This is a genomic window from Pseudomonas synxantha (genome assembly GCF_900105675.1).
Taxonomy (GTDB): domain Bacteria; phylum Pseudomonadota; class Gammaproteobacteria; order Pseudomonadales; family Pseudomonadaceae; genus Aquipseudomonas; species Aquipseudomonas synxantha.
The window spans coordinates 6,375,838-6,399,513 of record NZ_LT629786.1; the positions used below are offsets into that span (position 1 = coordinate 6,375,838).

The 23,676-nt window shown below is 62.1% G+C and carries 22 protein-coding genes and 1 pseudogene; 12 read left to right on the forward strand and 11 right to left on the reverse strand.

The features are described from left to right. Positions 1-27: 27 nt before the first annotated feature. The 4 genes from BLU48_RS29390 to BLU48_RS29405 all read left to right on the forward strand — a co-directional run bounded on the left by BLU48_RS29390 (position 28) and on the right by BLU48_RS29405 (position 3,891). Positions 28-1,038, forward strand: a complete 1,011-nt coding sequence (locus BLU48_RS29390; protein ID WP_034117176.1) for a sulfate ABC transporter substrate-binding protein — start codon at positions 28-30, stop codon at positions 1,036-1,038. 164 nt (positions 1,039-1,202) lie between these two features. After that, entirely contained in the window at positions 1,203-2,021 is an 819-nt protein-coding gene (gene cysT / locus BLU48_RS29395; RefSeq protein WP_057010500.1) for a sulfate ABC transporter permease subunit CysT, read from the forward strand. A 13-nt stretch (positions 2,022-2,034) separates the two neighbouring features. After that, complete coding sequence (cysW, locus tag BLU48_RS29400; RefSeq protein ID WP_043050822.1) at positions 2,035-2,907, forward strand: sulfate ABC transporter permease subunit CysW; 873 nt, start codon at positions 2,035-2,037, stop codon at positions 2,905-2,907. 3 nt (positions 2,908-2,910) lie between these two features. Beyond that, positions 2,911-3,891 carry a sulfate/molybdate ABC transporter ATP-binding protein gene (locus BLU48_RS29405; RefSeq protein ID WP_057024809.1) on the forward strand — a complete coding sequence of 327 codons (981 nt, stop codon included), beginning with the start codon at positions 2,911-2,913 and terminating at the stop codon, positions 3,889-3,891. 123 nt (positions 3,892-4,014) lie between these two features. Here the strand turns inward: BLU48_RS29405 and BLU48_RS29410 are convergent, their stop codons facing one another. Further along, on the reverse strand, positions 4,015-4,542 hold the full coding sequence (locus BLU48_RS29410; protein ID WP_057024808.1) for an Mpo1 family 2-hydroxy fatty acid dioxygenase: 528 nt from the start codon (positions 4,540-4,542) through the stop codon (positions 4,015-4,017). Positions 4,543-4,626: 84 nt separating this feature from the next. Here BLU48_RS29410 and BLU48_RS29415 point away from each other — a divergent pair, with 84 nt between their 5' ends. Beyond that, the gene (locus BLU48_RS29415; RefSeq protein WP_057024807.1) at positions 4,627-5,313 is read left to right on the forward strand and encodes a Crp/Fnr family transcriptional regulator; all 687 of its coding nucleotides are present in this window, start codon (positions 4,627-4,629) and stop codon (positions 5,311-5,313) included. Here the strand turns inward: BLU48_RS29415 and uraH are convergent. Both uraH and BLU48_RS29425 read right to left on the reverse strand, forming a co-directional pair. Next, the gene (gene uraH, locus BLU48_RS29420; RefSeq protein ID WP_057024806.1) at positions 5,308-5,718 is read right to left on the reverse strand and encodes a hydroxyisourate hydrolase; all 411 of its coding nucleotides are present in this window, start codon (positions 5,716-5,718) and stop codon (positions 5,308-5,310) included. The genes BLU48_RS29415 and uraH overlap by 6 nt on opposite strands. A gap of 27 nt (positions 5,719-5,745) precedes the next feature. Further along, complete coding sequence (locus BLU48_RS29425) at positions 5,746-6,219, reverse strand: GlcG/HbpS family heme-binding protein (protein WP_057024805.1); 474 nt, start codon at positions 6,217-6,219, stop codon at positions 5,746-5,748. A gap of 100 nt (positions 6,220-6,319) precedes the next feature. Here BLU48_RS29425 and BLU48_RS29430 point away from each other — a divergent pair, with 100 nt between their 5' ends. Next, on the forward strand, positions 6,320-6,685 hold the full coding sequence (locus BLU48_RS29430; protein WP_057024804.1) for a response regulator transcription factor: 366 nt from the start codon (positions 6,320-6,322) through the stop codon (positions 6,683-6,685). Between the two features lie 115 nt (positions 6,686-6,800). On the opposite strand, the gene BLU48_RS29435 is transcribed toward BLU48_RS29430, so the two are convergent. Further along, complete coding sequence (locus tag BLU48_RS29435; protein WP_057024803.1) at positions 6,801-7,805, reverse strand: AraC family transcriptional regulator; 1,005 nt, start codon at positions 7,803-7,805, stop codon at positions 6,801-6,803. A 101-nt stretch (positions 7,806-7,906) separates the two neighbouring features. Here BLU48_RS29435 and BLU48_RS29440 point away from each other — a divergent pair, with 101 nt between their 5' ends. Further along, positions 7,907-8,977, forward strand: a complete 1,071-nt coding sequence (locus BLU48_RS29440; RefSeq protein WP_057024802.1) for a fatty acid desaturase — start codon at positions 7,907-7,909, stop codon at positions 8,975-8,977. Here the strand turns inward: BLU48_RS29440 and BLU48_RS29445 are convergent. After that, positions 8,967-9,778, reverse strand: a pseudogene (locus tag BLU48_RS29445) (ABC transporter ATP-binding protein); the annotation flags it as partial. The gene BLU48_RS29440 and the pseudogene BLU48_RS29445 overlap by 11 nt on opposite strands. Then, a complete protein-coding gene (locus BLU48_RS29450; RefSeq protein WP_057024801.1) occupies positions 9,775-11,373 on the reverse strand; it encodes an ABC transporter permease in 1,599 nt (532 codons plus the stop codon). The gene BLU48_RS29450 and the pseudogene BLU48_RS29445, both read right to left, overlap by 4 nt. Positions 11,374-11,661: 288 nt before the next feature. Here BLU48_RS29450 and BLU48_RS29455 point away from each other — a divergent pair, with 288 nt between their 5' ends. Next, on the forward strand, positions 11,662-12,663 hold the full coding sequence (locus BLU48_RS29455; protein WP_057024800.1) for an ABC transporter substrate-binding protein: 1,002 nt from the start codon (positions 11,662-11,664) through the stop codon (positions 12,661-12,663). Between the two features lie 103 nt (positions 12,664-12,766). Here the strand turns inward: BLU48_RS29455 and BLU48_RS29460 are convergent, their stop codons facing one another. Then, positions 12,767-13,687, reverse strand: a complete 921-nt coding sequence (locus BLU48_RS29460) for a LysR family transcriptional regulator (RefSeq protein WP_056847238.1) — start codon at positions 13,685-13,687, stop codon at positions 12,767-12,769. Positions 13,688-13,869: 182 nt separating this feature from the next. Here BLU48_RS29460 and BLU48_RS29465 point away from each other — a divergent pair, with 182 nt between their 5' ends. Continuing rightward, positions 13,870-14,775, forward strand: coding sequence for a TauD/TfdA dioxygenase family protein (locus BLU48_RS29465; protein ID WP_057024799.1), 906 nt, complete (start codon positions 13,870-13,872; stop codon positions 14,773-14,775). Between the two features lie 123 nt (positions 14,776-14,898). Here BLU48_RS29465 and BLU48_RS29470 read toward each other — a convergent pair whose 3' ends face one another. Beyond that, positions 14,899-16,506: an alkaline phosphatase family protein gene (locus BLU48_RS29470; RefSeq protein WP_057024798.1), complete on the reverse strand. Its 1,608-nt coding sequence runs from the start codon at positions 16,504-16,506 to the stop codon at positions 14,899-14,901. Between the two features lie 145 nt (positions 16,507-16,651). After that, positions 16,652-17,596 carry a LysR family transcriptional regulator gene (locus BLU48_RS29475; protein ID WP_057024797.1) on the reverse strand — a complete coding sequence of 315 codons (945 nt, stop codon included), beginning with the start codon at positions 17,594-17,596 and terminating at the stop codon, positions 16,652-16,654. 155 nt (positions 17,597-17,751) lie between these two features. Between BLU48_RS29475 and BLU48_RS29480 the strand changes: the two genes are divergently transcribed. Beyond that, positions 17,752-20,067 carry a TonB-dependent receptor gene (locus tag BLU48_RS29480; RefSeq protein ID WP_057024796.1) on the forward strand — a complete coding sequence of 772 codons (2,316 nt, stop codon included), beginning with the start codon at positions 17,752-17,754 and terminating at the stop codon, positions 20,065-20,067. On the opposite strand, the gene BLU48_RS29485 is transcribed toward BLU48_RS29480, so the two are convergent. Both BLU48_RS29485 and BLU48_RS29490 read right to left on the reverse strand, forming a co-directional pair. After that, on the reverse strand, positions 20,038-21,225 hold the full coding sequence (locus BLU48_RS29485; RefSeq protein WP_057024795.1) for a CynX/NimT family MFS transporter: 1,188 nt from the start codon (positions 21,223-21,225) through the stop codon (positions 20,038-20,040). The genes BLU48_RS29480 and BLU48_RS29485 overlap by 30 nt on opposite strands. Beyond that, complete coding sequence (locus BLU48_RS29490; protein ID WP_057024794.1) at positions 21,212-21,673, reverse strand: nucleoside deaminase; 462 nt, start codon at positions 21,671-21,673, stop codon at positions 21,212-21,214. The genes BLU48_RS29485 and BLU48_RS29490 overlap by 14 nt, the downstream gene beginning before the upstream one ends. Positions 21,674-21,777: 104 nt before the next feature. On the opposite strand from BLU48_RS29490, the gene BLU48_RS29495 reads away from it, so the two are divergent. Both BLU48_RS29495 and BLU48_RS29500 read left to right on the forward strand, forming a co-directional pair. Next, positions 21,778-22,629 (forward strand): LysR family transcriptional regulator, encoded by an 852-nt coding sequence (locus BLU48_RS29495; protein WP_057024812.1) that lies wholly within the window; start codon positions 21,778-21,780, stop codon positions 22,627-22,629. Positions 22,630-22,863: 234 nt separating this feature from the next. Beyond that, positions 22,864-23,676, forward strand: a complete 813-nt coding sequence (locus tag BLU48_RS29500) for an energy transducer TonB (RefSeq protein ID WP_057024793.1) — start codon at positions 22,864-22,866, stop codon at positions 23,674-23,676.

Consider the following 23,676-nt stretch of genomic DNA (forward strand, 5'->3'; position numbering starts at 1 on the left):
AACACTCAAGAATTTTCAGGAGCTTCTATGTCGTCGATTCGCCGTTATGCCTTGGCCGCGCTGGCCAGTGCTGTGTTTGCCGGTTCCGCCGTTGCCAAGGACTACGAGCTGCTCAACGTTTCGTACGACCCGACCCGTGAGCTGTACCAGGACTACAACGCCGAGTTCACCAGCTTCTGGAAGCAGTCCCACCCCGGCGACAACGTCAAGATCCAGCAATCCCACGGCGGTTCCGGCAAGCAGGGCCGGGCGGTGATCGACGGCCTGCGCGCCGACGTGGTGACCCTGGCCCTGGCCGGCGACATCGACGAAATCGCCAAGCTGGGCAAGACCCTGCCGGAAAACTGGCAGACCCGCCTGCCGGACGCCAGCACCCCGTACACGTCGACCATCGTGTTCCTGGTGCGCAAGGGCAACCCCAAGGGCATCAAGGACTGGGGCGACCTGATCAAGAAAGACGTGTCGGTGATCACGCCAAACCCGAAAACCTCCGGCGGTGCACGCTGGAACTTCCTTGCCGCCTGGGCCTACGGCCTCAAAACCGGTGGCAGCGAAGCCAAGGCCCAGGAATACGTGAAAGAGCTGTTCAAGCACGTCCCGGTACTGGACACCGGCGCGCGCGGATCTACCATTACCTTCGTCAACAACGGTCAGGGCGACGTGTTGCTGGCCTGGGAAAACGAGGCGTTCCTGGCGTTGAAAGAAGACGGCGGCGCCGACAAGTTCGACATCGTAGTGCCGTCCCTGTCGATTCTCGCGGAGCCACCGGTGGCCGTAGTCGACAAGAACGCCGAGAAAAAGGGTAATACCGAGATCGCCACCGCGTACCTCAACCACCTGTACAGCCCGGCTGGCCAGGAGATTGCGGCGAAGAACTTCTACCGACCACGGGATGAGAAAGTCGCCGCCAAGTATGCCCAGCAGTTCCCGAAACTGGACCTGGTGACGATCGACAAGGACTTCGGCGGCTGGAAAACGGCCCAACCGAAATTCTTCAATGATGGTGGTGTGTTCGACCAGATCTACACGGCGCAGTAAGCCAAAGTACCTGTAGGAGCCCCGCTTTTCTGTGGGAGCTGGCTTGCCAGCGATAGCATCACCGCGGTGTATCAGTTACACCGCAGTGTCTGCATCGCAGGCAAGCCAGCTCCCACAGAAAGCGCGCTCCTACAGTGGTGTTTACCCTTTAACCAAGGACTCTTATGTCGCGTCGTATTTCCCCCGTCATACCCGGCTTCGGGCTGACGCTGGGCTACACCGTCGTGTACCTCAGCCTGATCGTACTCATCCCGCTGGCGGCGATGTTTGTACACGCCGCTCAACTCACCTGGGATCAGTTCTGGAACATCATTTCCGCACCGCGCGTGCTGGCGGCGTTGAAGCTGAGCTTCAGCACCGCGCTGTACGCCGCGCTGATCAACGGCGTGATCGGTACGCTGCTGGCCTGGGTGCTGGTGCGCTACACCTTCCCCGGTCGCAAGATCATCGATGCGATGATCGACCTGCCGTTCGCCCTGCCCACGGCCGTGGCTGGTATCGCGCTGACCGCGCTGTACACGCCTAACGGTTTGGTCGGCCAGTTTGCCGCCGACCTGGGTTTCAAGATCGCCTACACCCCCCTGGGCATCACCCTGGCGCTGACCTTCGTCACCTTGCCCTTCGTGGTGCGCACGGTGCAGCCGGTGCTGGCCGACATCCCCCGGGAGATCGAAGAGGCCGCCGCGTGCCTCGGCGCCAAGCCGCTGCAAGTGTTCCGCTACATCCTTGTGCCTGCGTTGTTGCCCGCGTGGCTGACTGGCTTCGCCCTGGCGTTTGCCCGGGGCGTGGGTGAGTACGGCTCGGTGATCTTCATCGCCGGCAACATGCCGATGAAGACCGAGATCCTGCCGCTGCTGATCATGGTCAAGCTCGACCAGTACGACTACCGCGGCGCCACCTCCATTGGTGTGCTGATGCTGGTGGTTTCCTTCATTCTGCTGCTGCTGATCAACTTGTTGCAGCGGCGCATCGAACGTCCATAAGGAGGCGCGGAACATGTCCCAATCGTCTATTTCCGCCGCGTCCTCGGCCAATGCCGCCCGGCGTGGCAGTGCGGTGTCGCGACGCATCCTGATCGGTCTAGGCTGGCTGGTGTTCGTACTGTTTCTGCTGTTGCCGTTGCTGATCGTGGTAACTCAGGGCTTGAAGAATGGCCTGGGTGCATTCTTCACTGCGATCCTCGAACCCGACGCGCTGTCGGCGTTGAAGCTCACGGTAATTGCCGTGGCGATTTCGGTGCCGCTCAACCTGGTGTTCGGTGTCAGCGCCGCCTGGTGTGTGAGCAAGTACTCGTTCCGTGGCAAGAGCATCCTGGTGACGCTGATCGACCTGCCGTTCTCGGTCTCGCCGGTGATCGCGGGTCTGGTCTACGTGCTGATGTTCGGCGCCCAGGGCTTCTTCGGCCCATGGTTGCAGGACCATGACATCCAGATCGTGTTCGCCTTGCCCGGCATCGTGCTGGCAACCATCTTCGTCACCGTGCCGTTCGTGGCCCGTGAGTTGATCCCGCTGATGCAGGAGCAGGGCACCCAGGAAGAGGAGGCGGCGCGCCTGCTCGGTGCCAATGGCTGGCAGATGTTCTGGCATGTCACCGTGCCCAACATCAAATGGGGCCTGATCTATGGCGTGGTGCTGTGTACCGCGCGGGCCATGGGCGAGTTCGGCGCGGTGTCGGTGGTGTCCGGCCACATTCGTGGGGTGACCAATACCCTGCCGCTGCATGTCGAGATTCTCTACAACGAATATAACCATGTTGCCGCGTTTGCGGTGGCCAGCCTGTTGCTGATCCTGGCGCTCTTCATCCTGCTGCTCAAGCAGTGGAGCGAGAACCGAATCAACCGCCTGCGCAACAGCGCTGGTGAGGAATAAGTCATGTCGATCGAAGTCCGTAATGTCAGCAAGAACTTCAACGCCTTCAAGGCCCTGGACAGCATCAACCTGGATATCCAGAGTGGCGAGCTGGTGGCGTTGCTGGGCCCGTCCGGCTGCGGCAAGACCACCTTGCTGCGCATCATCGCCGGCCTGGAAACCCCGGATGCCGGCAGCATCGTGTTCCATGGCGAAGACGTCTCCGGCCACGATGTGCGGGACCGCAACGTCGGTTTTGTGTTCCAGCACTACGCCTTGTTCCGCCATATGACCGTGTTCGACAACGTCGCCTTCGGCCTGCGCATGAAACCGAAAAACCAGCGCCCGAGCGAAAGCCAGATCGCGGCCAAGGTGCATGAATTGCTGAACATGGTGCAGCTCGATTGGTTGTCCGACCGCTACCCGGAACAACTCTCCGGTGGCCAGCGCCAACGTATCGCCCTGGCCCGCGCCCTGGCGGTGGAGCCCAAAGTGCTGCTGCTGGACGAACCTTTCGGCGCCCTCGACGCCAAGGTGCGTAAAGAGCTGCGCCGCTGGCTGGCGCGGCTGCACGAAGACATCAACCTGACCTCGGTGTTTGTGACCCACGACCAGGAAGAGGCCATGGAAGTCGCCGACCGTATCGTGGTGATGAACAAGGGTGTGATCGAGCAGATCGGCTCACCGGGGGAGGTCTACGAAAACCCGGCCAGCGATTTTGTCTATCACTTCCTGGGTGATTCGAACCGCCTGCACCTGGGCGAGGATAAGCACCTGCTGTTCCGCCCCCATGAAGTGTCGCTGTCGCGGCATGAGCTGGAGGATCACCATGCGGCGCAAGTGCGGGATATTCGGCCGTTGGGCGCCACGACGCGGGTGACGCTCAAGGTCGAAGGCCAAAGCGAGTTGATCGAGGCCGAAGTGGTCAAAGACCATGACAGCCTCACCGGTTTAACCCGTGGCGAAACCCTGTTCTTCAAACCCAAGGTCTGGCAAAAAGCCTAAACTCAATACAGAACCCAATGTGGGAGGGGGCTTGCTCCCGATAGCGGTGTGTCAGCCAAAAATTTCTAAGCTGATATACCGCCATCGGGAGCAAGTCGAATCGTCGCACCGCCCCTCCCACATTTAGACTTCACTTGGCTTGAGATCGCGGCGTCCCACCGGGCCTGAACGTTGTTCAATCTGCTTTTGCAGGTCCTGCCGCAACCCCACCAGAAACGCCAACTCCGCCACCACAAACAACGGCCCCACGATCAGCCCCGATACATCATCCACAAACGCCGGCTTCCTGCCTTCGTAGTAATGCCCGACAAACTGAATCACCCAACCCACTACGAACATACCGATGCCACTGCTCAGCCATACCGTCGTGCTCTGCGCCGCCAGCCCATGCCCGGCCCACACCGACAGGCCCATCAGCACCGTCATCAGCACGCCCAGGGCCAGTTCCAGGCGCAGGTAGAACCACGCCGAGAACAACGCCAGGATCACCGCTGGCGAGACCCACAGGCCACCCACCGCCCATTCGGGGCGTGACAACAGCACGGCCACGGCAACCACGATCAATGGGATACCGATAAAGTGGCTGACAATATTGCGCGGGTCGCGGTGGTACGCGGCGTATTGACTGAGGTGGTCGACGAGGCTTTTCATTGTTGTTCCTCCTGTAGGATGTTTGATCATGCCCTGTCAGTCGGTGCCTAACTGTCAACTGGGCGACAATCTTCGGGGTTTCCCATGGACACAGGTACATGGCACGCGCACTTGGCCCGCGGCCATTGGTTCAAACACTTGCCGCCAGACTTGCAGCGTAGCCTGCTGGGCGCGGCGCGCGTGCGCTCATTGACGGCGGGGCAGTTTCTGTTCAAGCGCGGCGACCCGCCGTGTGGGCTGTACGCGGTGCTGGAAGGGGCGGTGCGTATCAGCGCGGTCAGCGCCCAGGGCAAGGAAGCGGTGTTGAGCCTGGTGGAAACACCGCACTGGTTCGGCGAAATCTGCCTGTTCGACAACCTGCCACGTACCCACGACGCCCTGGCCACAGGCGCGTGCACACTATTGCAGGTGCCGCAGGCGGCGATGCTCGACATTCTCGAACAGCAGCCAATGTTCTGGCGCGATATGGCCCTGCTGATGAGCCATAAGCTGCGCTTGTCATTGATCAATATCGAACAGATCAGCCTGATGCCCGCATCGGTGCGCCTGGCCCATCGGTTGCTGATGATTGCCCAGGGCTACGGTGAAATAGAGCCTCCGCGCCGCGTGTTGCAACTGCCCCAGGAGGATCTGGCGGCGATGCTCGGCCTGTCGCGCCAGACCATCAACAGTCTGCTCAAGGCGCTGGAGCAACAGGGCATCATTGGCTTGAGTTACGGCGCCATCGAGATACTCGACCTCAACCGGCTGCGCCTGGCCGCAGGCCTATGAACCGCGATACGTGGAGAAACCGTAAGGGCTGAGCAACAGCGGGATGTGGTAATGCTGGTCGGCCTGTTTGACTTGGAAAATCACCGGCACCTCGGGGAAGAACGTCTCGCGATTGGCCTTCTTGTAGTAGTCACCCGTCTTGAATACCACGCGATATTCGCCCGGCGTCATGCTGCGGTCGGCGGGAAACAGTTCGGCGATGCGCCCCTGCTGGTTGGTGACGCCTTTGGACAGCGCCTGCCACTGATCGCCCACCTGTTGTTCCAGGGTGACGCTGACACCGGCCGAAGGCAGGCCATTTTCCAGGTTGAGCACGTGTACGCTCAGCGGGTTGCCGGCGGCCAGGGCCAGATTGCACAGGCCACTCAGGCTGAGGGCGACGAGGGTCATGCTTAGGGTTTTCATCGAAAAGTCCTTTTGATAGCGATCAAGTCAGGGGGTGATTTTCAAGCCCAGTTGCTCGGCAGCCTGGACGGCGCAGGCTTCGTCCTGCGCAGCGCCACCGGCACCGGCGATGCCCAGCGCGCCGACCAGTTCGGCGTCAGCGAACAGCGGTATGCCGCCGCCGAGCAACAGCAACTCGGGCAAGCTGTTAAGGTTGGCGGCCTCGGGATTGTTGCGTGCACGCTCGGCGAATAGCCGGGTCGGGGTTTTAGTCGACAGCGCGGTGTACGCCTTGCGTTGGCTGGCGAGGCTGTTGTGCGGGCCGACACCGTCAGCCCGCAGGCCCAGCAACAGGTTGCCGCCGCGATCGAGTACCGTCAGAGCAGCCGCGCAATGGGCCAGGCTGGCGTCGGCCAGTTGGCGTGCGGTGCGCAGATCCAGCTCGGCGTGGCGTGGCAGTTGGGGCATGGCCTGGGCCGCGGTGGCCACGGCGAGGCTGAGGAACAAAGCGGTGCGATACATGCGAAGGGCTCCAGAAGGCAGGCCATCACGGTAGCCAGTGGACGCGGACAAAAGCCGCACAATTGGATGACAGGTTTGTAATCAAACCCAGGGGTAAGACATGCAGGTGTTGTTAGTGGAAGACCAGCCGCAACTGGCCCAGCGCATGGCGCAGGGCCTGAGCGAGGCCGGCTTTTCAGTGGAAGTCGCGGCCAACGGCATGGCGGCGCAGCGGTTCGTGGAAGGCGCCGAATACGATCTGGTGATCCTGGACGTGATGCTACCGGGCTTGAACGCCTGGACATTGCAGCAGGCGATCCGGCAAAAGGGCGACACGCCGGTGCTCTACCTGACCACGCCGGGCGGCATTGAAGACCGGTTGCGGGGGTTGGAACTGCATGAGGATGACTACCTGCTCAAGCCGTTTGACGCCAAGGTGTTGGTGGCGCGAGTGAGGAAGTTGTTACGCCGGGATCGTGGGCGTTGATGGCCTGGGCGACCGCTATCGGGGGGCAAGCCCCTCCCACATTCGACCGCGTTCACAGTTCAGTGTGGGAGGGGGCTTGCCCCCGATGAGGCCATCACAGCCACTGAAAACCTTCCTACCGCAATCCATCCCGAAACTGCCCCGGCGTCACCCCCGTCCAGCGCTTGAATGCCCGGTTGAAACTGCTGGTATCGGCAAACCCCAGCAAATGGCTGATCTCGGCCAACGAACACTGCGGATCCCTGAGGTGTAACAACGCCAGGTTCTCCCGGCACTCATTGAGCAGCGCATCAAACCGACAGCCTTCATCCGCCAGGTGCCGCTGCAAGCTGCGCAAACTCAGGTGCAAGGCCTGGGCAACGCGTTCGGCACTCGGCTCGCCATCGGGCAATTGCGCCTCGATGACGGCGCGCACCTTGCGCTCCCAGGTCAACGGTTGCAGTTGGGCGAGGGTACGCTTGAGCACGGTTTCGTTGTGTTCGGCCAACTCCGGGTTGGCATCGTCAAGATGACTGTCGAAGTCGTGGGCGGCGAACTCCAGGCGGTCTTCGTCGGCGGCAAAAAACACTGGCGAGCGAAACACCTTGTGCCATGGCTCGGGGTCGACAGGCTGCGGACGCCGTAGATAAACGGCCAGCGGCGCATAGTCACGCCCCAGGCGGTTGCGGCAAGTGCGCACGTAGATTGCCGCGAAGGCGTCGATGGCCTCCAGCGCCGGCGCGGGGCTGCCTTGGGGTTGGAGCAGGCGAAAGTGGTACGCGTCGCCATGGCGGCTCAGCTCCAGGCTCAGGGCATCACTGACCACTTGGTGATAGCGCACGATACGCTCGAACACCTCGCGCAAGCTGCCGCTGGCCACCAGGGCATAACCCAGCGCATGAAATGTCGTGGGGCTGACAAAGCGCGACACCCGCAAGCCAATTGCCGGATCGGCGCTGGCCTGCACCGCCAGTTGCCACAGGCGCGTGGTTGCCGACAACGGATAGCGTGCGTTGGGGTCGTCCATCTGCTGCGGGTCGAGGCCGGCCTCGGCGCACAGCGCGGCGCTGTCCAGGCCCAGGGCGTCGAGCTGCTTGCGCAGGGCGCGGGTCCAACTGGCGAGGGAAGTGGGTTCGGTCATGGCGATTGGCGCTTGCGGTCAACAGGTTGGCGTCCGAGGCTAGCGTCCTGCCCGATCGCTTAGGGCAGGATGGACACATCAATGTACAAGAGGATGGAAGCATGGACGGTACTTCTGCAAGTCCCCAACAGATGAACGCACAACAACGTTCAGCGCATATCCGTGAGGTGGTGCTGGCCGAGGGCGCCCGATTGCGCCAGCGTCACCCCTGGCTGCTGCATCAGGACGCCCTGGGCGCCGGCATCCTGGCGTTTGCCTTGCTCGGCATGCTCGGCTCGGCGGCGCTCTATATCAGTGGTTACCTGGCCTGGTGGGCGTGCCTGCTGCTCAACGCGTTCTTCGCTTCACTGACCCACGAGTTGGAGCACGACCTGATCCACAGCATGTACTTTCGCAAGCAGCGCCTGCCCCACAACCTGATGATGGGGCTGGTGTGGCTGGCGCGGCCCAGCACGATCAACCCGCGGATACGCCGGCATCTGCACCTCAACCATCACAAGGTCTCCGGCACTGAGGCGGATATGGAAGAACGCGCCATTACCAATGGCGAGCCCTGGGGATTTGCGCGCTTGCTGATGGTGGGCGACAACATGATGTCGGCCTTGATCCGCATGCTGCGGGCCAAGACCTGGGCCCATAAACTCAGCATCCTCAAGCGTGTGGTGCTGGTGTACGCCCCGCTGGCGCTGCTGCATTGGGGCGCGTGGTACGTCTTCCTGGGCTTTCATGCCGCCAACGGCATCGCCAGCCTGTTGGGCGCGCCGATCATGTGGTCGGCCGGCACCTTGCAGATGATGCAGGTGATCGACATCGCTGCGGTGGTGATCATCGGTCCCAATGTGTTGCGCACGTTCTGCCTGCATTTTGTCAGCTCCAACATGCACTACTACGGCGATGTGGAACCGGGCAACGTGATCCAGCAGACCCAGGTCTTGAACCCCTGGTGGCTGTGGCCGTTGCAGGCGTTCTGCTTCAACTTCGGCAGCACCCATGGCATCCATCACTTTGTGGTGAAGGAGCCGTTTTACATCCGCCAGATGACCACCAGGGTGGCGCATAAGGTCATGGCTGAGATGGGCGTGCGCTTCAATGATTTCGGCACCTTCGCCCGAGCCAATCGGTTTGAGCGCCAGGAACAGCCGGACGCCAAACTCGCTTTGAGCAAGCAATGAACGCCAGGGGCAGGTCGCGGATCTGTGCGCGCACGGGCGGCTGATAGTGGTCGTCGCTGGTCAGCTCATGCAGCAGTTCTTCGCGTAACTGGTGGAATTCGAAACTGCTGCGCTGGCGCGGATGGGGCAGGGCGATCTCTACCACCTGCTTGATGCGCCCGGGCCGGGGCTCCATCACTACCACGCGGTCGGCGAGGAAAATCGCTTCTTCCACGTCATGGGTGACCAGCACCGTGGTGATCTTGGCGCGGGCGCGAATGGCCAGGAGTTCGTCCTGCATCTGCTGGCGGGTCAGTGCGTCGAGGGCGCCGAAGGGTTCGTCCAGCAACAGGATGCGCGGGCTGGCCACCAGGCCACGGGCAATTGCCACTCGTTGGGCCATGCCGCCGGAGAGTTGGTGGGGGTAGGCGCGGGTGAAATCAGTCAGGCCCACCAGCTCGATGAAATCGCTGATGCGTCGGTTACGCTCGGCCTCGTCCAGGGGCTCGTTGACCAGGCCCAGGCCGATGTTTGCGCCACGGTCAGCCAGGGAAACAGGCGATGCTCCTGGAACACGATGCCGCGTTCGCCGCCGATACCGCTGACGGCCTTGCCATCGACCTGGATCTGGCCGCGAAACTGCGTATCGAGCCCCACCAGCAGGCGCAGCAAGGTGGACTTGCCACAACCGCTGGCGCCGACAATCGCGACAAACTCGCCTTCGGCAATCTCCAGGTTGAATTCGCGGATGGCTTCCAGTTCGAAGCCGTCGACGTCGAAGCTCTTGCCCACATGGTTAAAGCTGACAATAGGTGCGTTCATGCGTGTCTCCAGCGGGTGGCGCGGGTTTCGATGCGTTGGCCGATCAAGTTGAGGAGGGCGCCGGTGAAGCCGACCAGAAGCATGCCGCCCATGATCAGGTCCATGCGCAGCAGTTGTTGGGCGCCGATCATCAGGCTGCCGATGCCGCCATTGGACGGCATGAAATATTCGGCGCCGATGGTGCCCATCCAGGCATAGATCAGGCTCAGGCGCAGGCCGGCGAAAATACCCGCCGCTGCGCCCGGCAGTACCAGGCGACGCAGGCGTTGCCACAGGTTCAGGCGCAGCACTTGGGCGGCTTCGCGCAGTTGCGGCGACAGGTTGAGCACGCTGCGCTGGGTGGCGATAAACAACGGGAAGAACGCGGCGAGGGCGATAAACACCCACTTGGCCAGTTCACCCAGGCCGAACCAGGCGGTGAGCAGTGGCACCCAGGCGAAAATCGCAATCTGGCGCAGCGCCGCCAAGGTCGGGCCGAGTAGTCGCTCACTGCGCCGCGACAACCCTAGCCACAGGCCCAGGGCAAAGCCCAGGCTACCGCCGAGCAGCAAGCCGCCCACTGCTCGAACGAGGCTTTTGCCTAAGGCCGCACTCAGGCTGCCATCCAGCACACCGGCCACGGTGGTTTGCAGCACCGCCCAGGGGCTGACCAGGATATTCGGGTCGACCCAGCCCTGTTGCGTCGCCAGCTGCCACAGCGCCAGCAACAGCAGCGGCAACAGCCAGGGTTGCAGGCGTTGCCAGCCTTCATAGCGCGGCCCGCGCCGGATCTGCGCCGTGGCCGGATGGGGCCAGTGCACCCATTTGCGATCCAGCCAGCCGATGCCGCGATCCATCACCACGCCCAGCACGCCGATGACCACGATGCACACGAAGACGATATCGAGCATGAACAACTGGCGTGCCCATACCATCAGGTAGCCGATGCCTTCGCTGGAGGCCAGCAACTCCACGGCAAGCAGCGACGTCCAGCCCGCCGCCAGGGCCAGGCGCACCCCGGCCATGAACGCCGGCAACGCGGCGGGCAGGATCAGGCGGCGAATCAGCAAGTGGGTGGGCAAGCGCAGCACACGGGCGGCTTCGCGCAGGTTGGGCTGGGCGTCGCGCACGCCCACCAGGGTATGCAGGGTCACGGGCACCACGATGGCCTTGATCAGCACCACCAGTTTCAGAGTTTCGCCAATGCCGAAAAACACCATGAACAGCGGGATCCACGCCAGGGTCGGCACTTGCGACAACGCGCTGAACGTAGGGAATACCAGGCGCTCGGCGCGGGCGCTGAACCCCAGGCTCGCGCCCAATAGCGCACCGGCGCCGATACCGGCCAGCAGGCCCCAGAACAAACGTTGCAAGCTGATTGCCAGATGGCTCCACAACTCGCCGCCGGCCAGCTCCACGGCGCTGCTCCACACCAGGGCAGGGGTTGGCAGGATCTGCTCGCTCATCCAGTGATTGCGGCTGGCCAGCCACCACAGGGCAAACAGCCCGAGCGGCAGCAGCCAGGGCAACAGGTGTTCGCTCAGTTGCGGCCAGCGCTGCACGGCGCCTTTGGACGGGGCTGCCAGAGGTAGGCTCAAAAGTGAAATCCGGGCCATGAAAGACCTCCGCTGGTGCCAAATACGTTATGTGATTTCGATCTTACAAAAACGTGATCAAGATGATTGCGAGATAAGAGAAATCATTTAAAGCCTCAGCCCTCCAGGCATCCAATGCATTCGAAGAATATTTTCGATGCTGTTCATGCATAACGCCTTGAAGCCTGCGTATTGGCTTGCATAGTCCTAAAAGCTATTAAATTGTGAATTTATAGTATTTAAAGTTTTGTACGGCTTGTGCCTACTTTCTGCTCCCCAGGCGACCGTCGCCCACCAGGAGCTGTGCTTATGAAATTGCCCTTCAAACATCTGATCAGCCTGTTGGCCGGCACCGCCCTGGCCGGGCTGGTTCAGGCCGCTGACCTCAAGGAAATCCGCATCGCCGTGCCCGACCTCAGCGCCGGCAGCCAGCACAGTGGCGGTGGTATTACGGACGTGTTGCGTGAACAGCAGATCTTTGAAAAAGCCTTTGCCGACCAAGGCATCCAGATCCAGTGGAATTACTTCAAGGGTGCGGGACCTGTGATCAACGAAGCCTTCGCCAACGGCCAGGTGGACCTCGCCTACCTGGGCGACCTGGCGGCGATCATTGGCCGTTCCAATGGCCTGGATACGCGGCTGCTCAGCGCCACAGCCCGTGGGGTCAAGCACTACCTCGGCGTGGTGCCCGGTTCAGGTATCAAGACCTTGCAAGACCTTAAGGGCAAGCGCGTGGCGGTGTTTCGCGGCACGGCCAGCCAGTTGTCGTTCGACAGCGCATTGGCCAGCCAGGGCTTGAGTGAAAAGGACTTGAAGGTCATTAACCTGGACTTCAATGCCGCCAGCGCTGCCCTGGCTGCCAAGCAGATTGACGCCACCTGGGGAGGCTCCACCCTGACGGCGCTGCAAGCCAAAGGCCTGGCGGAAATACCGCTGACCACCAAAGACCTCGGCGATGCCGGCAGTATCCAGGCCGTGCTGGTGGGCAGCGCCAAATTTGTCGACCAACACCCCGACGCCGTGGCCAAGTTGCTCAAGGCCCAGCAGCAGGCGGTGCAGTGGTTGACCGATGACAACAACAAACAGGCGTATATCGCGCTTGTGTCGGGGCTGGCCAGTTATCCGCCGGTGATCCTGACCAATGATTTGAAAGACCAGAAACTCAGCGAGATTTTCCCCTCGACCCTGGACCCGGTGTTCCTGGGCAAATTGCAGGATTCAGTGGATTTGGCCTCGAAGGAGAAGCTGATCCGTCGCTCGTTTCAGGTGAGTGATTGGGTGGCGCCTGGATTGGCGGCGGCTGGGCTTTGAGCTTATCGGTGCCTGGGCGATTGCTATCGGGGGCAAGCCCCCTCCCACACTGAACTGTGAACGCGGTCAAATGTGGGAGGGGGCTTGCCCCCGATAGGGCCCTTCAAACCGCCACACTCACCTCCTGCCTGTCCACCTCCACCAACGTCTCAATCATCGCCTTCGCCGCCGGCGACAACCGCGACCCAGTGCGACTGACAATCCCGCAACGCGCGCTCATGGTCTCCATATTCTGCGGCAGGTTGCGCCAGTGCAGCAGCACCAGCGAACCGCTGGCCACATCCTCGGCAAAGGCTTCCTCGGTGCCGACGCCGATGGCGTTGGACTGCAGCACGATCTTCACCAGCGCCGGGAAGTGTTCGGTCTGGATGCTCGGGGAGAAATCCATGCGCCCGCTGAGGTTCGCCAGCAGTTTGCGAATGCCTTGGGAGATCAACGGCGAGGCCAGCGGATAGTCGAACATGTCGTTGGTCGACAGGCTGTCCTTGGCCAGCAGCGGGTGCCCAGGGCGGCAGAAAAAGACGCCGCGTTTGGGCGTCAGTGCGCGGGTCTGGAAATTCGGGTCGGCCTCGAACTGACGGATGTCGGCGATAAAGAATTCGATCTCTTCACGGCTCAGGCTGCGGCTGAGGGTTTCCCAGTTGTCCACCTGGAAGCTGGTGCGGATTTTCGGGTGGGCGTTGATAAATCGCGCCACCGCATCCGGCACCAACTTCACCGCGGGCGCCGGGCCGCAACCGAAGCGCAGGTCGCCGGCGTCGAGCTTGGTCATGCGCGTCACTTCACTGCTCAGCAGCGCCGCGCCGTGCACCAGGCTCAGGGCGTGTTGCAACACCACCTGGCCTTCCGGCGTAGGGCGCAGGTCCTTGTGGCCGCGGTCTACCAACACGCAGCCGAACTCCTGTTCCAGCCCCTGGATGCTGCGGCTGAACGCCGGTTGGGTGATGCCCATGGCGTCCGCTGCACGCACGAAACTGCGGTGTTCGTTAAGGGCGATGAAGTAGCGCAGTTGGCGAAGATCCATATGCTTTCCCGGCATTTTAAAAATAGGTCGAAGGCATTTGCGACCGAGCAAGCTGAGGTTTTAAATGCAAGCTCTTATTCCGTCAACGAAGCATTGATTCATTTGCTAGATCTAAATTGCATATGAATAGAGCGTTGCTGGAAAGCATCTCCACCGTCAGCAAGCACATGAGGGTCATCACAATGAGCAACGCCGCATTAGCTGTTCAACCCATCGCCCACGCGCTCGACATCCACCCGGTGGCCGGGCGTATCGGCGCCGAGATCCGTGGCATCAAACTCTCTGGTGACCTGGATGCCACCACTGTCGAGGCCATCCAGCAGGCACTGGTGCAGTACAAAGTGATCTTCTTCCGTGAGCAAACCCACCTCGACGACCAGAGCCAGGAAGCCTTCGCCCACCTGCTCGGTGAGCCGATTGCACACCCGACGGTGCCGGTGCGCGACGGCACGCGCTTTCTGATGGAATTGGATGGCACCCGTGGACAGCGCGCCAACTCCTGGCATACCGACGTGACTTTCGTCGATGCCTACCCAAAAGCTTCCATCCTGCGTTCGGTGCTGGCGCCAGCGTCCGGCGGCGACACCGTCTGGGCCAATACCGCCGCCGCTTACAACGACCTCAGCGTCGAGCTGCGTGCGTTGGCTGACCACCTATGGGCGGTGCACAGCAACGAGTACGACTACGCCGCACGCAAGCCGGATGTAGCGGTAGAGAAGCTGGAGGAATACCGCAAGGTCTTCACTTCGACAGTGTACGAAACCGAACACCCGGTGGTACGCGTGCACCCGGTCAGCGGTGAGAAAACCTTGCTGCTGGGGCACTTCGTCAAGCGCCTGAAAGGCTATTCCCAGGCGGAGTCGACCCAGTTGTTTAACCTGTTGCAAGGCCACGTCACGCGCCTGGAAAACACCGTACGCTGGCGCTGGAATACCGGTGACGTGGCGATCTGGGACAACCGCGCCACCCAGCATTACGCGGTGGACGACTATGGCACCCAGGAGCGCATCGTGCGTCGGGTCACGCTCAAGGGTGATGTGCCGGTGGGTGTGCAGGGGCAGCGCAGCCAGACCACCAAAGGAGTCTAATCTGACACAGATTCAAATGTGGGAGGGGGCTTGCTCCCGATAGCGGAGTGTCAGTCACAGCATCTTTGACTGGCCCACTGCTATCGGGAGCAAGCCCCCTCCCACATTTAGTCCTGTACCGTTCTACCAGACCCCGATCTGCACCACTTTTTCCGCCTCCGGCTCACCATAGCGAAACCATTGGCCACGCACTTCGATCTCGCTGTGGCTGATGGTGGTACGCCGCTTCAACCCACGCAGCCATTCGAACAGATAACCCAAGTGAGTCTCGCGCACCTGGGCATAGGCGGGATCGCTGCCCAGGTCATTGATCTCCTGCGGGTCGTTTTCCAGGTCGAACAGTTGCGGTCGGAAGCCATCATAGGCCAGGTATTTCCAGCGTTCGCTGCGCACCATGGTCATGCGGCAACGGTCGATGGGCTGCGCCAGGCGTTCCCGGGCCGGGGCCTGGAAGGCGTAGTCGTATTCGGCAATGGCGTAGTGGCGCCAGGTGGGTTGCTCGCCCTGCAACAGCGGGATCAGCGAGCGGCCTTCGAGGCGATGGTCGGCGGCGGGCAGGCCCAGGGCGTCGAGGAAGGTGGGCAGGGCGTCGATGGTTTCTACCAGGCGTGCGTCCACGCTTCCACGGCTGATATCGGCACTGGCCCGCGGGTCGCGCACGATCAATGGCACGCCCACGGCGGGCTCCAGCAAAAACTCTTTTTCACCGAGGTAATGATCGCCGAGGAAGTCACCATGGTCGCTGGTAAACACGATCAGCGTGTCGTCCCAGCGGCCAGTGCTTTGCATGAAATCAAACAGGCGCCCGAGTTGATCGTCGATCTGTTTGATCAGGCCCATGTAGGTGGGAATCACCGTGAGGCGCACTGCGTCGCGGGAGAAATTCAGGCTCTCCTGGTGTTGGCGGAATGCCTGGTACACCGGGTGATCGCTGGTTTGCCCAGGTTGAATGGGCGCCTGGATATGCTCGGCACCGTACAGCGCGTGATACGGCGCCGGCGCGATGTAGGGCCAGTGCGGCTTGATATACGACAGGTGCAGGCACCATGGCTGTTCTGCTTGTTCGCTGATGAAGTCGATGGCGCGGTCGGTGGTGTAGACGGTTTCCGAATGTTCCTCGGCCACCCGTGCAGGTTTGCCGGCGTTGCGCATATGCCAGCCGCTGAGGATCTCACCGTCTTCGCCTTGGGCGGCATTGGCCCATTCATGCCAGGGGTTGCGACCACCGTAGCCTTGTTCGCGCAAGTAGTGGGTGTAGGGCGCCGACTCGCGTTTGTCGTCGAACAATGGGCTGTCAGGGTAGATGCCGTCGTGGCGCAGGTACGCGTCAAAGCCCACCTCATTGAGCGGCTCGGCCTGGGCGCTGTCGGGGTCGATATGCAGGCGGTGCAGCGCCTCCAGGTTCGGCGTGGCGTGGGTCTTGCCCACCAGTGCGGTGCGGATGCCGTGGGGGCGCAGGTAGTCGCCAATTGTCAGCTCTTCCAGCGGCAGCGGCACAGCGTTCCAGGCCACTTGATGGCTGCTGACATACCGCCCGGTGTATGCCGACATGCGTGACGGGCCGCAGATGGTGCCCTGGGTATAGGCACGGCTGAAACGCACACCTGCGGCGGCCAGGCGGTCGATATTGGGGGTGTGCAAATGGGCGTGGCCGTAGCACGACAGGTAATCACGGCGCAGTTGGTCGCACATGATGTAGAGCACGTTGCGTACAGGTTTGGGGTCAGACATGGGAATTTACCGAACGGAGGACAGGTGGGTTTTTTCGCCGTTCGGAGGGCGCGCTGGCAAGTGCATTTGGGGACTGGGTTCCATGCAGTGAATGCATGGGTATTGCTACCGGCGCTTTCGCGAGCATGCCCGCGAAGGCGCCGGTTCAGACAGCGATATTCTCCAGTGTGCAGATGTCTTCATCCATCTCATCAATCTGCTTGATCTGCTCAATCATCGCCTGCGCCAACGGCGACAACCGGTACCCCGCACGGCTGACAATCCCATAGCGGGTGTAACGCTCCTCAAGGTTTTCATCCAGCCCCTCAATCCTCAGGCACACCAGCTCACCCCGCGCCATGTGCAGTACATCGCTGTTGGCGCTGACGATGCCGATGGCGTCCGAACGCAACACCACGCCCATCAGGCTATAGCCGTTTTCACACTCCACATTGGGTTGATAATCGGGCCGGCCGCTGAGGTCGACGATGACTTTGCGCAGGTTCGGCGGGCGGATGGTCACGGCCAGCGGGTAGCTCATCAGCTCGGCGGCGCTGACGCTGTCGCGCCCGGCCAAGGGGTGGCCGGCGCGGCAGCAAAAATACCAGCGGCGTGGGCGCAGGCGGTGGGTGTGGTAGTCGGGGTTGGCTTCGAAGTGGCGGGTGTCGGCAACGAAAAATTCGAACTCTTCGCTGAGCAGGCGCTTGTCCAGGCTTTGCCAGTCGTCCACCTGGAACTGCACGCGGGCCTTGGGGTAGCGCCCGATAAAACTGCCGATGGCGCGGGGGATCAAGCCACCTGCCGGCGCCGGGCCGCAGCCGAAGCGCAGTTCACCGGCTTCCAGGCCGTTGAACTGGTTGATCTCGTTGGCCAGTTGCTGGGCGCCGCTGACCAGCCGCCGCGCATGTTCGAGCAACACCTGGCCCTGCTTGGTGGGCGCCAGGTCCTTGCGGCCACGGTCCACCAATTGGCAGCCGGCACTGTGTTCCAAGGCTTGGATGCTGCGGCTGAACGCCGACTGCGACAGGTTCACGACCATCGCAGCGGCGACAAAACTGCGTTGTTCAGCGAGGGCAATGAAGTGGCGAAGCTGGCGCAGATCGATATGCATTTTTCACATTGAAAATATCCGGGAAATGCATTGGCTATGCATTAGGTGGACTCCTTATAAAGGCTATCTCTTATGCAGTAAATGTACGTTAAAACATAAATAAATAACCTTTAGGAATATCTGCCGATGGATATCTCCGGATTCTGGAGCCGCTTATGAGTCTGTTCAAGTCCTTGCCTCTGGCTGTGTTAGTGGTCGGTAGCAGCAGTTGGTCGCCGACCCAGGCCGCCGAAACGCCTGCGCCTGCCAGCAAGGGCGACAGCGCCAGTGGCCAGTTGGAAACCGTCACCGTGACCGCCAGGCGGCGCACCGAAAGTGCCCAGGCCGTGCCGACGCCCATGAGTGTGGTTGGCGGCCAGGCGCTGGAGACCCAGCGGGTGTACCGGATCCAGGATTTGCAGCAACTGGTGCCCAGCGTCAACGTCGCTTATATGCATGCGCGTCAGTCCAGCGTGTCGATCCGCGGCCTGGGCAACAACCCGGCCAGCGATGGCCTGGAAGGCAGCGTGGGGCTGTATATCGACAACGTCTACCTCGGGCGCCCGGGCATGGCGGTGTTCGACCTGATGGACATCGAGCAGCTTGAAGTCCTGCGCGGCCCCCAGGGCACTTTGTTCGGCAAGAACACCACCGCCGGGGTGATCAATATCAGCACCCGCGCACCGAGCTTTACCCCCGAACGCAGCATTGAAACTTCCTTGGGCGAGGACGGTTATTTCCAGACCAAGGGCACGATTTCAGGCCCACTCAGCGATGACCTGGCGGGGCGTTTCTCGGCCTATCGCACGCGCAGCGACGGCGATATCAAGAACGAACACGACGGCCATGACCTGAATGGCGGCTCGCGCCAGGGCTTTCGCGGGCAATTGCTGTACAAGCCCAACGAGGCCTTCAACCTGCGCTGGATCGGTGACTACAACGAAGAAGATTCCAGCGCCGGCACCCGCGTGTTGTACAGCACCGGGCCGACCATCAATGGCACCAACCTGTATCAAGCCCGGGCCAATGCGGCGGGGGCTATCCTGGTGGATGGCACCCATCGCAAGGTCAACCTGGACAACGACCAGCACGTCACCGTGTTCCAGGGTGGCACCTCGCTGGAAGCCAACTGGACGCTGCCGAGTGACTTCACGCTGACCTCGGTGAGTGCCTACCGCTGGTGGAATTTCACCCCGCGCAATGATGACGGTCTCAACGTACCGGCGTCTTACAACGCCGGGGTGTCGGTGGAAGACAAGCAGTGGTCCCAGGAATTTCGCCTGGCATCGCCTACGGGGGGCTTCTTTGATTACGTGCTCGGCGCCTACTACTTCGGTTCCGACCTGGATAACAAGTCCTTCGCCTATTACGGACCCAAGGCCGACATCTGGAATGGCACGCCAACTGGCGCGTTGAACAATGTCAGCAGCATCGGCAACGGGCATATCCGCACCGACAGTTTTGCGCTGTTCGCCCAAGGCACCTGGCACCTGACCGAGCAGCTGGATTTTACCGCTGGCCTGCGCGGCACCTATGAGGAAAAAAGCGCCTGGGTCACGCGCAATGCCCCGGTGGGCGGCGCCGCCGTGACCGGCGGTGCGGCCACGGCGCGGCGTGGGCGTACCGGGGCCTATGACTCCGGCGACCTGACTCAGTACAGCACCACCCCGTCGGGGCTGCTGAACCTCAGTTATCACTTCAATGAAAGCTTGCTGGGCTACGCAACGCTGTCCCATGGTGAGAAGTCCGGCGGGGTCAACCTGGCGGTGGGGTCTGCCCCGACGGCCGGGGCCGACTCGCTGCTGATCGGCACCGAGCGCGCCAACAATGCCGAGCTGGGTTTCAAGAGCACCTTGTGGGACCGCCGTCTGCAACTCAACGCCAACCTGTTCTGGACCCAGGTCAACGGCTACCAGACAAACGCCTACGATCAGGACAACCGCGTGCAGTACCTGACCAACGCCGGCTCTGTACGCTCGCGGGGCGTGGAAGTGGAAAGCACCCTGGTGCCGATCAAGGGCCTGACCCTGAATATCAACGGCTCGTTCAATGACGTGAGTTACCTGTCATACAAGGATGCGCCATGCCCGCCGGAAGTCAGCCTGCGCCCGGGTGCGCCGGCGTCCTGCGACTTGAGCGGCCATCAGGTGGTGGGGGCGTCAAAGTGGATCGCCAATGCCAACGGCGAGTACAAGTGGAACCTGGCCAACGGCTTCGAACCCTACGTCACTGCCAGCTATGCGTTCCGCTCCAAAGCGGTGGGTACGGTGGAAGATTCCGACTACGGGCAGATCCCGGCCTATGCGGTGGTCAACTTATCAACCGGCCTGCGCGGCAACTATGACCAAGGGCAGTGGGATGTGTCGCTGTGGCTGAAAAACGCCTTCGACAAGACCTACTACACCACGCTGTGGACCGGCGGTAACGGCGGCTATGAAGGTTTGCTGGGCACGCCGCGCACCCTAGGCGTGACTGGGCGCTACGACTTCTAGGTCAGTGCGATAGGTGGCCGGGCTGAACACCCGTGTCACCAGCAGCATCGCCACCACCGTCACGGTCAACACCACCCAGGCGCTGATAAACGTGCCGGTGAGTTCGCGCAGCCAACCGGTCAGCCATGGCGAAATCGCATTGATCAAAAAGCCCACGCCTTGCACGAACGCCGCCAGTTGCCCGGCTTGGCGAGGGTCGCGATGGTGGTCGAGGGTCAGCAGCAGGCTCAGGGCAAAACACGCACCCAGGCCAAAGCCGATCAGCGCCACCCACAAATGCGGGAATTGCTGCGGCGCCATCAGCAGGCCGAGGTAGCCGACAGTTTGCGCCAGCAGGCTGATGCCCAGCAGTGGGCGCCGGTCGATGCCGCGTTGCGCCAGCACCGGCATCAGCAGTGCGGCAATTACCTGGAAGATGGTCATGAAGGCCAGCAACGAACCGCTTGGCAGCACACCCCAGCCCAGTTGCTGATAGTAGGCGGGCAGCCACGCCACCATGCTCATGTAGCCGCAGTTAACCAGGCCGAAATACAGCGCCAGCAGCCAGGCGCGACGGTTGCGCAAGCCCTCGAACGCGGGCGCCTGCTGCAGATTTCTGGCGGCGCCCAGCGGCAGCCAGGCCCACAACAGCAACGCCCCCAGCGCCGGTAGGAGCCACACGCCAAGGCCTGCCTGCCATTGCTGGAAATGCGTGGCCACCACCGGGCTGAGCAGCGCCGCCAGCCCACCGCCGGCCATCAGCGAGGCCGAATACACGCCCATCGCCACCGGCACGCGGTGATGGAATTCGCGCTTGATCATGGCCGGCACCAACGCCTGGATCAGTGCCACCCCCGCGCCGCCGAGCAAGGCGGTGACCAGCAGCGCCGACGCCTGGCCCATCAGCCAGCGCGCCAGGCACGCCAGCAGAATCATCATCAAGCCCAGGGCGATGCCGCGACGTTCGCCCAAGCGGGCTTCCACGCGCACGCCCACCAATGCCACCAGGCCCATGCATATCACCGGCAGGCTGGTGAGCAGGGCGCTGCTCTGGAAGCTCAAGCCGGTGGCCTGGCGAATCTCGCCGAGCAAGGGGCTGATGGAACTGAGGATGGGGCGCAGGTTCAAGCCGAGCACCACCAGCAGGCCCCAGCCAGCGAGGGATTTATTCAGGGTCATGCAAGGTTTTCCACTGGTGATACAGCGCGGTCATGCTGGCGTCGGGCAGGTGCTGAATGGGCAGGCGTTGCGACTCAATGGGCAGGCCGACCTGTTGGCTGATAGCCGCAGTGGACAGGCCGAACGGTTCGGCCATGGCGTTGCTGGCGGCAAACACCACGCGCTCCACACCGCACAGGTACATGGCGCTCAGGCACATTGGGCAAGGCTGACCGCTGGCGTAGATCACGCAGCCGTCCAGGCGTGCGCCGAGTTGCCGGCTGGCGGTGCGGATCGCCAGCAGTTCGGCGTGGGCGGTGGGGTCTTGGGTCAGGTGGATCTCATTCACGGCTTCTACCAACACCTTACCGTGGCGCGTGAGCACCGCGCCGAAGGGCCGGCCGCCCTGGACAACATTGGCGCGGGCCAGAGCAATGGCGCGTTGCAGGTGTGATTGATCGTTGGTCATGCAAGCCCCCGAGTTTGCTGAAAAATGAAGTATGGTCAGCCGACGGGGTATGCTGAAATTAAATATAAACATGCCAATCAGTGGCAAACGTAATGGTGATGCCTGTGTTCGATCCCGTGTTGTTGCGCAGCTTTGTCGCCGTGGTGGACTGCGGCAATTTCACCCGCGCCGCCGAGCGCCTGCATTTGACCCAGTCCACCGTCAGCCAGCAGATCCGCCGCCTGGAAGACGCGGTGGCGTGCCAGTTGCTGGACCGCGACCAGCGCCACGTGGTGGCCACCGCCGAGGGCGAGCGCTTGCTCGCGTATGCGCGCCGTATCCTGGCACTGCACGAAGAAGCTGCCGACGTGTTGATCAACCAGCAGAGCGACGGTGTGCTGCGCCTCGGTGTGCCGGAGGATTTTGCCGCCGAGCGCCTGATGCCGCTGCTCTCGGCGTTTGTCGTGGCCTATCCACGGGTGCGATTGGAGGTCACCAGTGGCCTCGGCCCGGAATTGCAGCGCCAGTACCGGGGTGGGGAGTTCGATGTGTTGTTGGTCAAGCAGATGGGCGACAGCGACGACTGTGTGGCGTCGTGGCCGGAACCCTTGTATTGGGTCGACAGCCTGAGCACGCCGGCGCTAGGCCGCGACCCACTGCCGCTGGTGGCCTTTCCAGTGGGCGGCCTATACCGCAATGACATGCTCCATCATCTCGAGCGCTGCGGTTGGCGCTGGCGTATCGGCTACTCCAGCGCCAGTCTGGCCAGCGTGTGTTCGGCGGTGGCGGCAGGCCTGGGCATCAGCCTGTTGCCGGAGCGGGTGCTGCAACCCGGCCATCGCATCCTCGGCGCCGAGAGTGGCTTGCCCGCCGTTCACGGTGTGCGGCTGGCGCTGTATGGCCGCAGTGGCCTGGGTGCGGCGGGGCAAACGTTGTTGACTCAATTGCTGGCGTTGTGTGCTGGAAACCCGCACTGAACCATACCTTTGCTGAATATTTTGCATGCCTTCAAAGCATTGGAAAACAATGGCTTGGCGCCAGGCCACAGCGCGCGTGGGTTCGGCGTTGAAGGGTGTTTCGTTTATTCAATTTAGATCTATGTATAACTTTAAAGATTACTTTAAGAGATAAGCGTCTGGCGTCGATGATTCAGCCCTCGACGGCCGCTCCTGCAGGTCCGTCGGTTGTTCAAAACCGTAGGGAGTGAATCAATGGGCAATGTCCAGACCGCCGCCAGTGCACACGAGGCGCAATGGCGCCAGGCACCGAGTGGTGAGTTGGTCGACCTTGGCCGACCGCACCGCGCGCCGTTGGGGCAATTGCGCCTGCAGAAGACACCGAAGCGTTTCTCGAGCCGTCGTGAAGGGCTTTTGCTCGGGTTACTGGTGTTGGCGCTGCACGGCGCGGTGATCTATTGGGTGAGCCAGAAACCTACCCCGGTGCTGCCGATTGTGCCGCCGGAAATTCCGCCGATGACCATTGAGTTTTCCCAGCCGGCGCCGCCGGTGGTTGAGCCGCCACCGCCCGTACCACCACCCCCGCCGCCACCCGTGGTCGAGCCACCGCCGCCGGTCGTGGATGAATTGGCGGCCAAACCGGCGCCGCCCAAACCGGTTCCAAAACCCAAGCCCAAGCCGGTGCCTAAACCAGAGCCCAAGCCGCTACCCAAGGTCGTCGAACAGCCACCTGCACCGCCTACGCCAGCGCCACCTGCTGCGCCCGTACCAGCGGCACCAGCCCCGGTAACGCCCGCGTCGGCCAACGCCGCGTACCTGAAGAACCCGGCGCCGGAGTACCCGTCACTGGCTCAGCGGCGCGGCTGGGAAGGCACGGTGTTGTTGCGGGTGCATGTGTTGGCCAGTGGCAAGCCGGGTGAGATCCAGGTGCAGAAAAGCAGTGGTCGCCAGCAACTGGATGACGCCGCATTGGCGGCCGTGAAGCGCTGGAGTTTCGTGCCGGCCAAGCAGGGCGATGTGGCCCAGGACGGCTGGGTCAGCGTACCGATCGATTTCAAGATTCATTAA

Excerpts from the sequence above, each read along its gene's own strand:
- BLU48_RS29440 (WP_057024802.1), top strand. The coding sequence starts at position 7,907 with ATGGACGGTACTTCTGCAAGTCCCCAACAGATGAACGCACAACAACGT.
- BLU48_RS29455 (WP_057024800.1), top strand. The coding sequence starts at position 11,662 with ATGAAATTGCCCTTCAAACATCTGATCAGCCTGTTGGCCGGCACCGCC.
- BLU48_RS29425 (WP_057024805.1), bottom strand. The coding sequence starts at position 6,219 with ATGTATCGCACCGCTTTGTTCCTCAGCCTCGCCGTGGCCACCGCGGCC.
- cysT (WP_057010500.1), top strand. The coding sequence starts at position 1,203 with ATGTCGCGTCGTATTTCCCCCGTCATACCCGGCTTCGGGCTGACGCTG.
- uraH (WP_057024806.1), bottom strand. The coding sequence starts at position 5,718 with ATGAAAACCCTAAGCATGACCCTCGTCGCCCTCAGCCTGAGTGGCCTG.
- BLU48_RS29410 (WP_057024808.1), bottom strand. The coding sequence starts at position 4,542 with ATGAAAAGCCTCGTCGACCACCTCAGTCAATACGCCGCGTACCACCGC.
- BLU48_RS29435 (WP_057024803.1), bottom strand. The coding sequence starts at position 7,805 with ATGACCGAACCCACTTCCCTCGCCAGTTGGACCCGCGCCCTGCGCAAG.
- BLU48_RS29430 (WP_057024804.1), top strand. The coding sequence starts at position 6,320 with ATGCAGGTGTTGTTAGTGGAAGACCAGCCGCAACTGGCCCAGCGCATG.
- BLU48_RS29450 (WP_057024801.1), bottom strand. The coding sequence starts at position 11,373 with ATGGCCCGGATTTCACTTTTGAGCCTACCTCTGGCAGCCCCGTCCAAA.
- BLU48_RS29465 (WP_057024799.1), top strand. The coding sequence starts at position 13,870 with ATGAGCAACGCCGCATTAGCTGTTCAACCCATCGCCCACGCGCTCGAC.
- BLU48_RS29460 (WP_056847238.1), bottom strand. The coding sequence starts at position 13,687 with ATGGATCTTCGCCAACTGCGCTACTTCATCGCCCTTAACGAACACCGC.
- BLU48_RS29415 (WP_057024807.1), top strand. The coding sequence starts at position 4,627 with ATGGACACAGGTACATGGCACGCGCACTTGGCCCGCGGCCATTGGTTC.
- BLU48_RS29500 (WP_057024793.1), top strand. The coding sequence starts at position 22,864 with ATGGGCAATGTCCAGACCGCCGCCAGTGCACACGAGGCGCAATGGCGC.
- BLU48_RS29485 (WP_057024795.1), bottom strand. The coding sequence starts at position 21,225 with ATGACCCTGAATAAATCCCTCGCTGGCTGGGGCCTGCTGGTGGTGCTC.
- BLU48_RS29405 (WP_057024809.1), top strand. The coding sequence starts at position 2,911 with ATGTCGATCGAAGTCCGTAATGTCAGCAAGAACTTCAACGCCTTCAAG.
- BLU48_RS29490 (WP_057024794.1), bottom strand. The coding sequence starts at position 21,673 with ATGACCAACGATCAATCACACCTGCAACGCGCCATTGCTCTGGCCCGC.
- BLU48_RS29475 (WP_057024797.1), bottom strand. The coding sequence starts at position 17,596 with ATGCATATCGATCTGCGCCAGCTTCGCCACTTCATTGCCCTCGCTGAA.
- BLU48_RS29470 (WP_057024798.1), bottom strand. The coding sequence starts at position 16,506 with ATGTCTGACCCCAAACCTGTACGCAACGTGCTCTACATCATGTGCGAC.
- cysW (WP_043050822.1), top strand. The coding sequence starts at position 2,035 with ATGTCCCAATCGTCTATTTCCGCCGCGTCCTCGGCCAATGCCGCCCGG.
- BLU48_RS29480 (WP_057024796.1), top strand. The coding sequence starts at position 17,752 with ATGAGTCTGTTCAAGTCCTTGCCTCTGGCTGTGTTAGTGGTCGGTAGC.
- BLU48_RS29390 (WP_034117176.1), top strand. The coding sequence starts at position 28 with ATGTCGTCGATTCGCCGTTATGCCTTGGCCGCGCTGGCCAGTGCTGTG.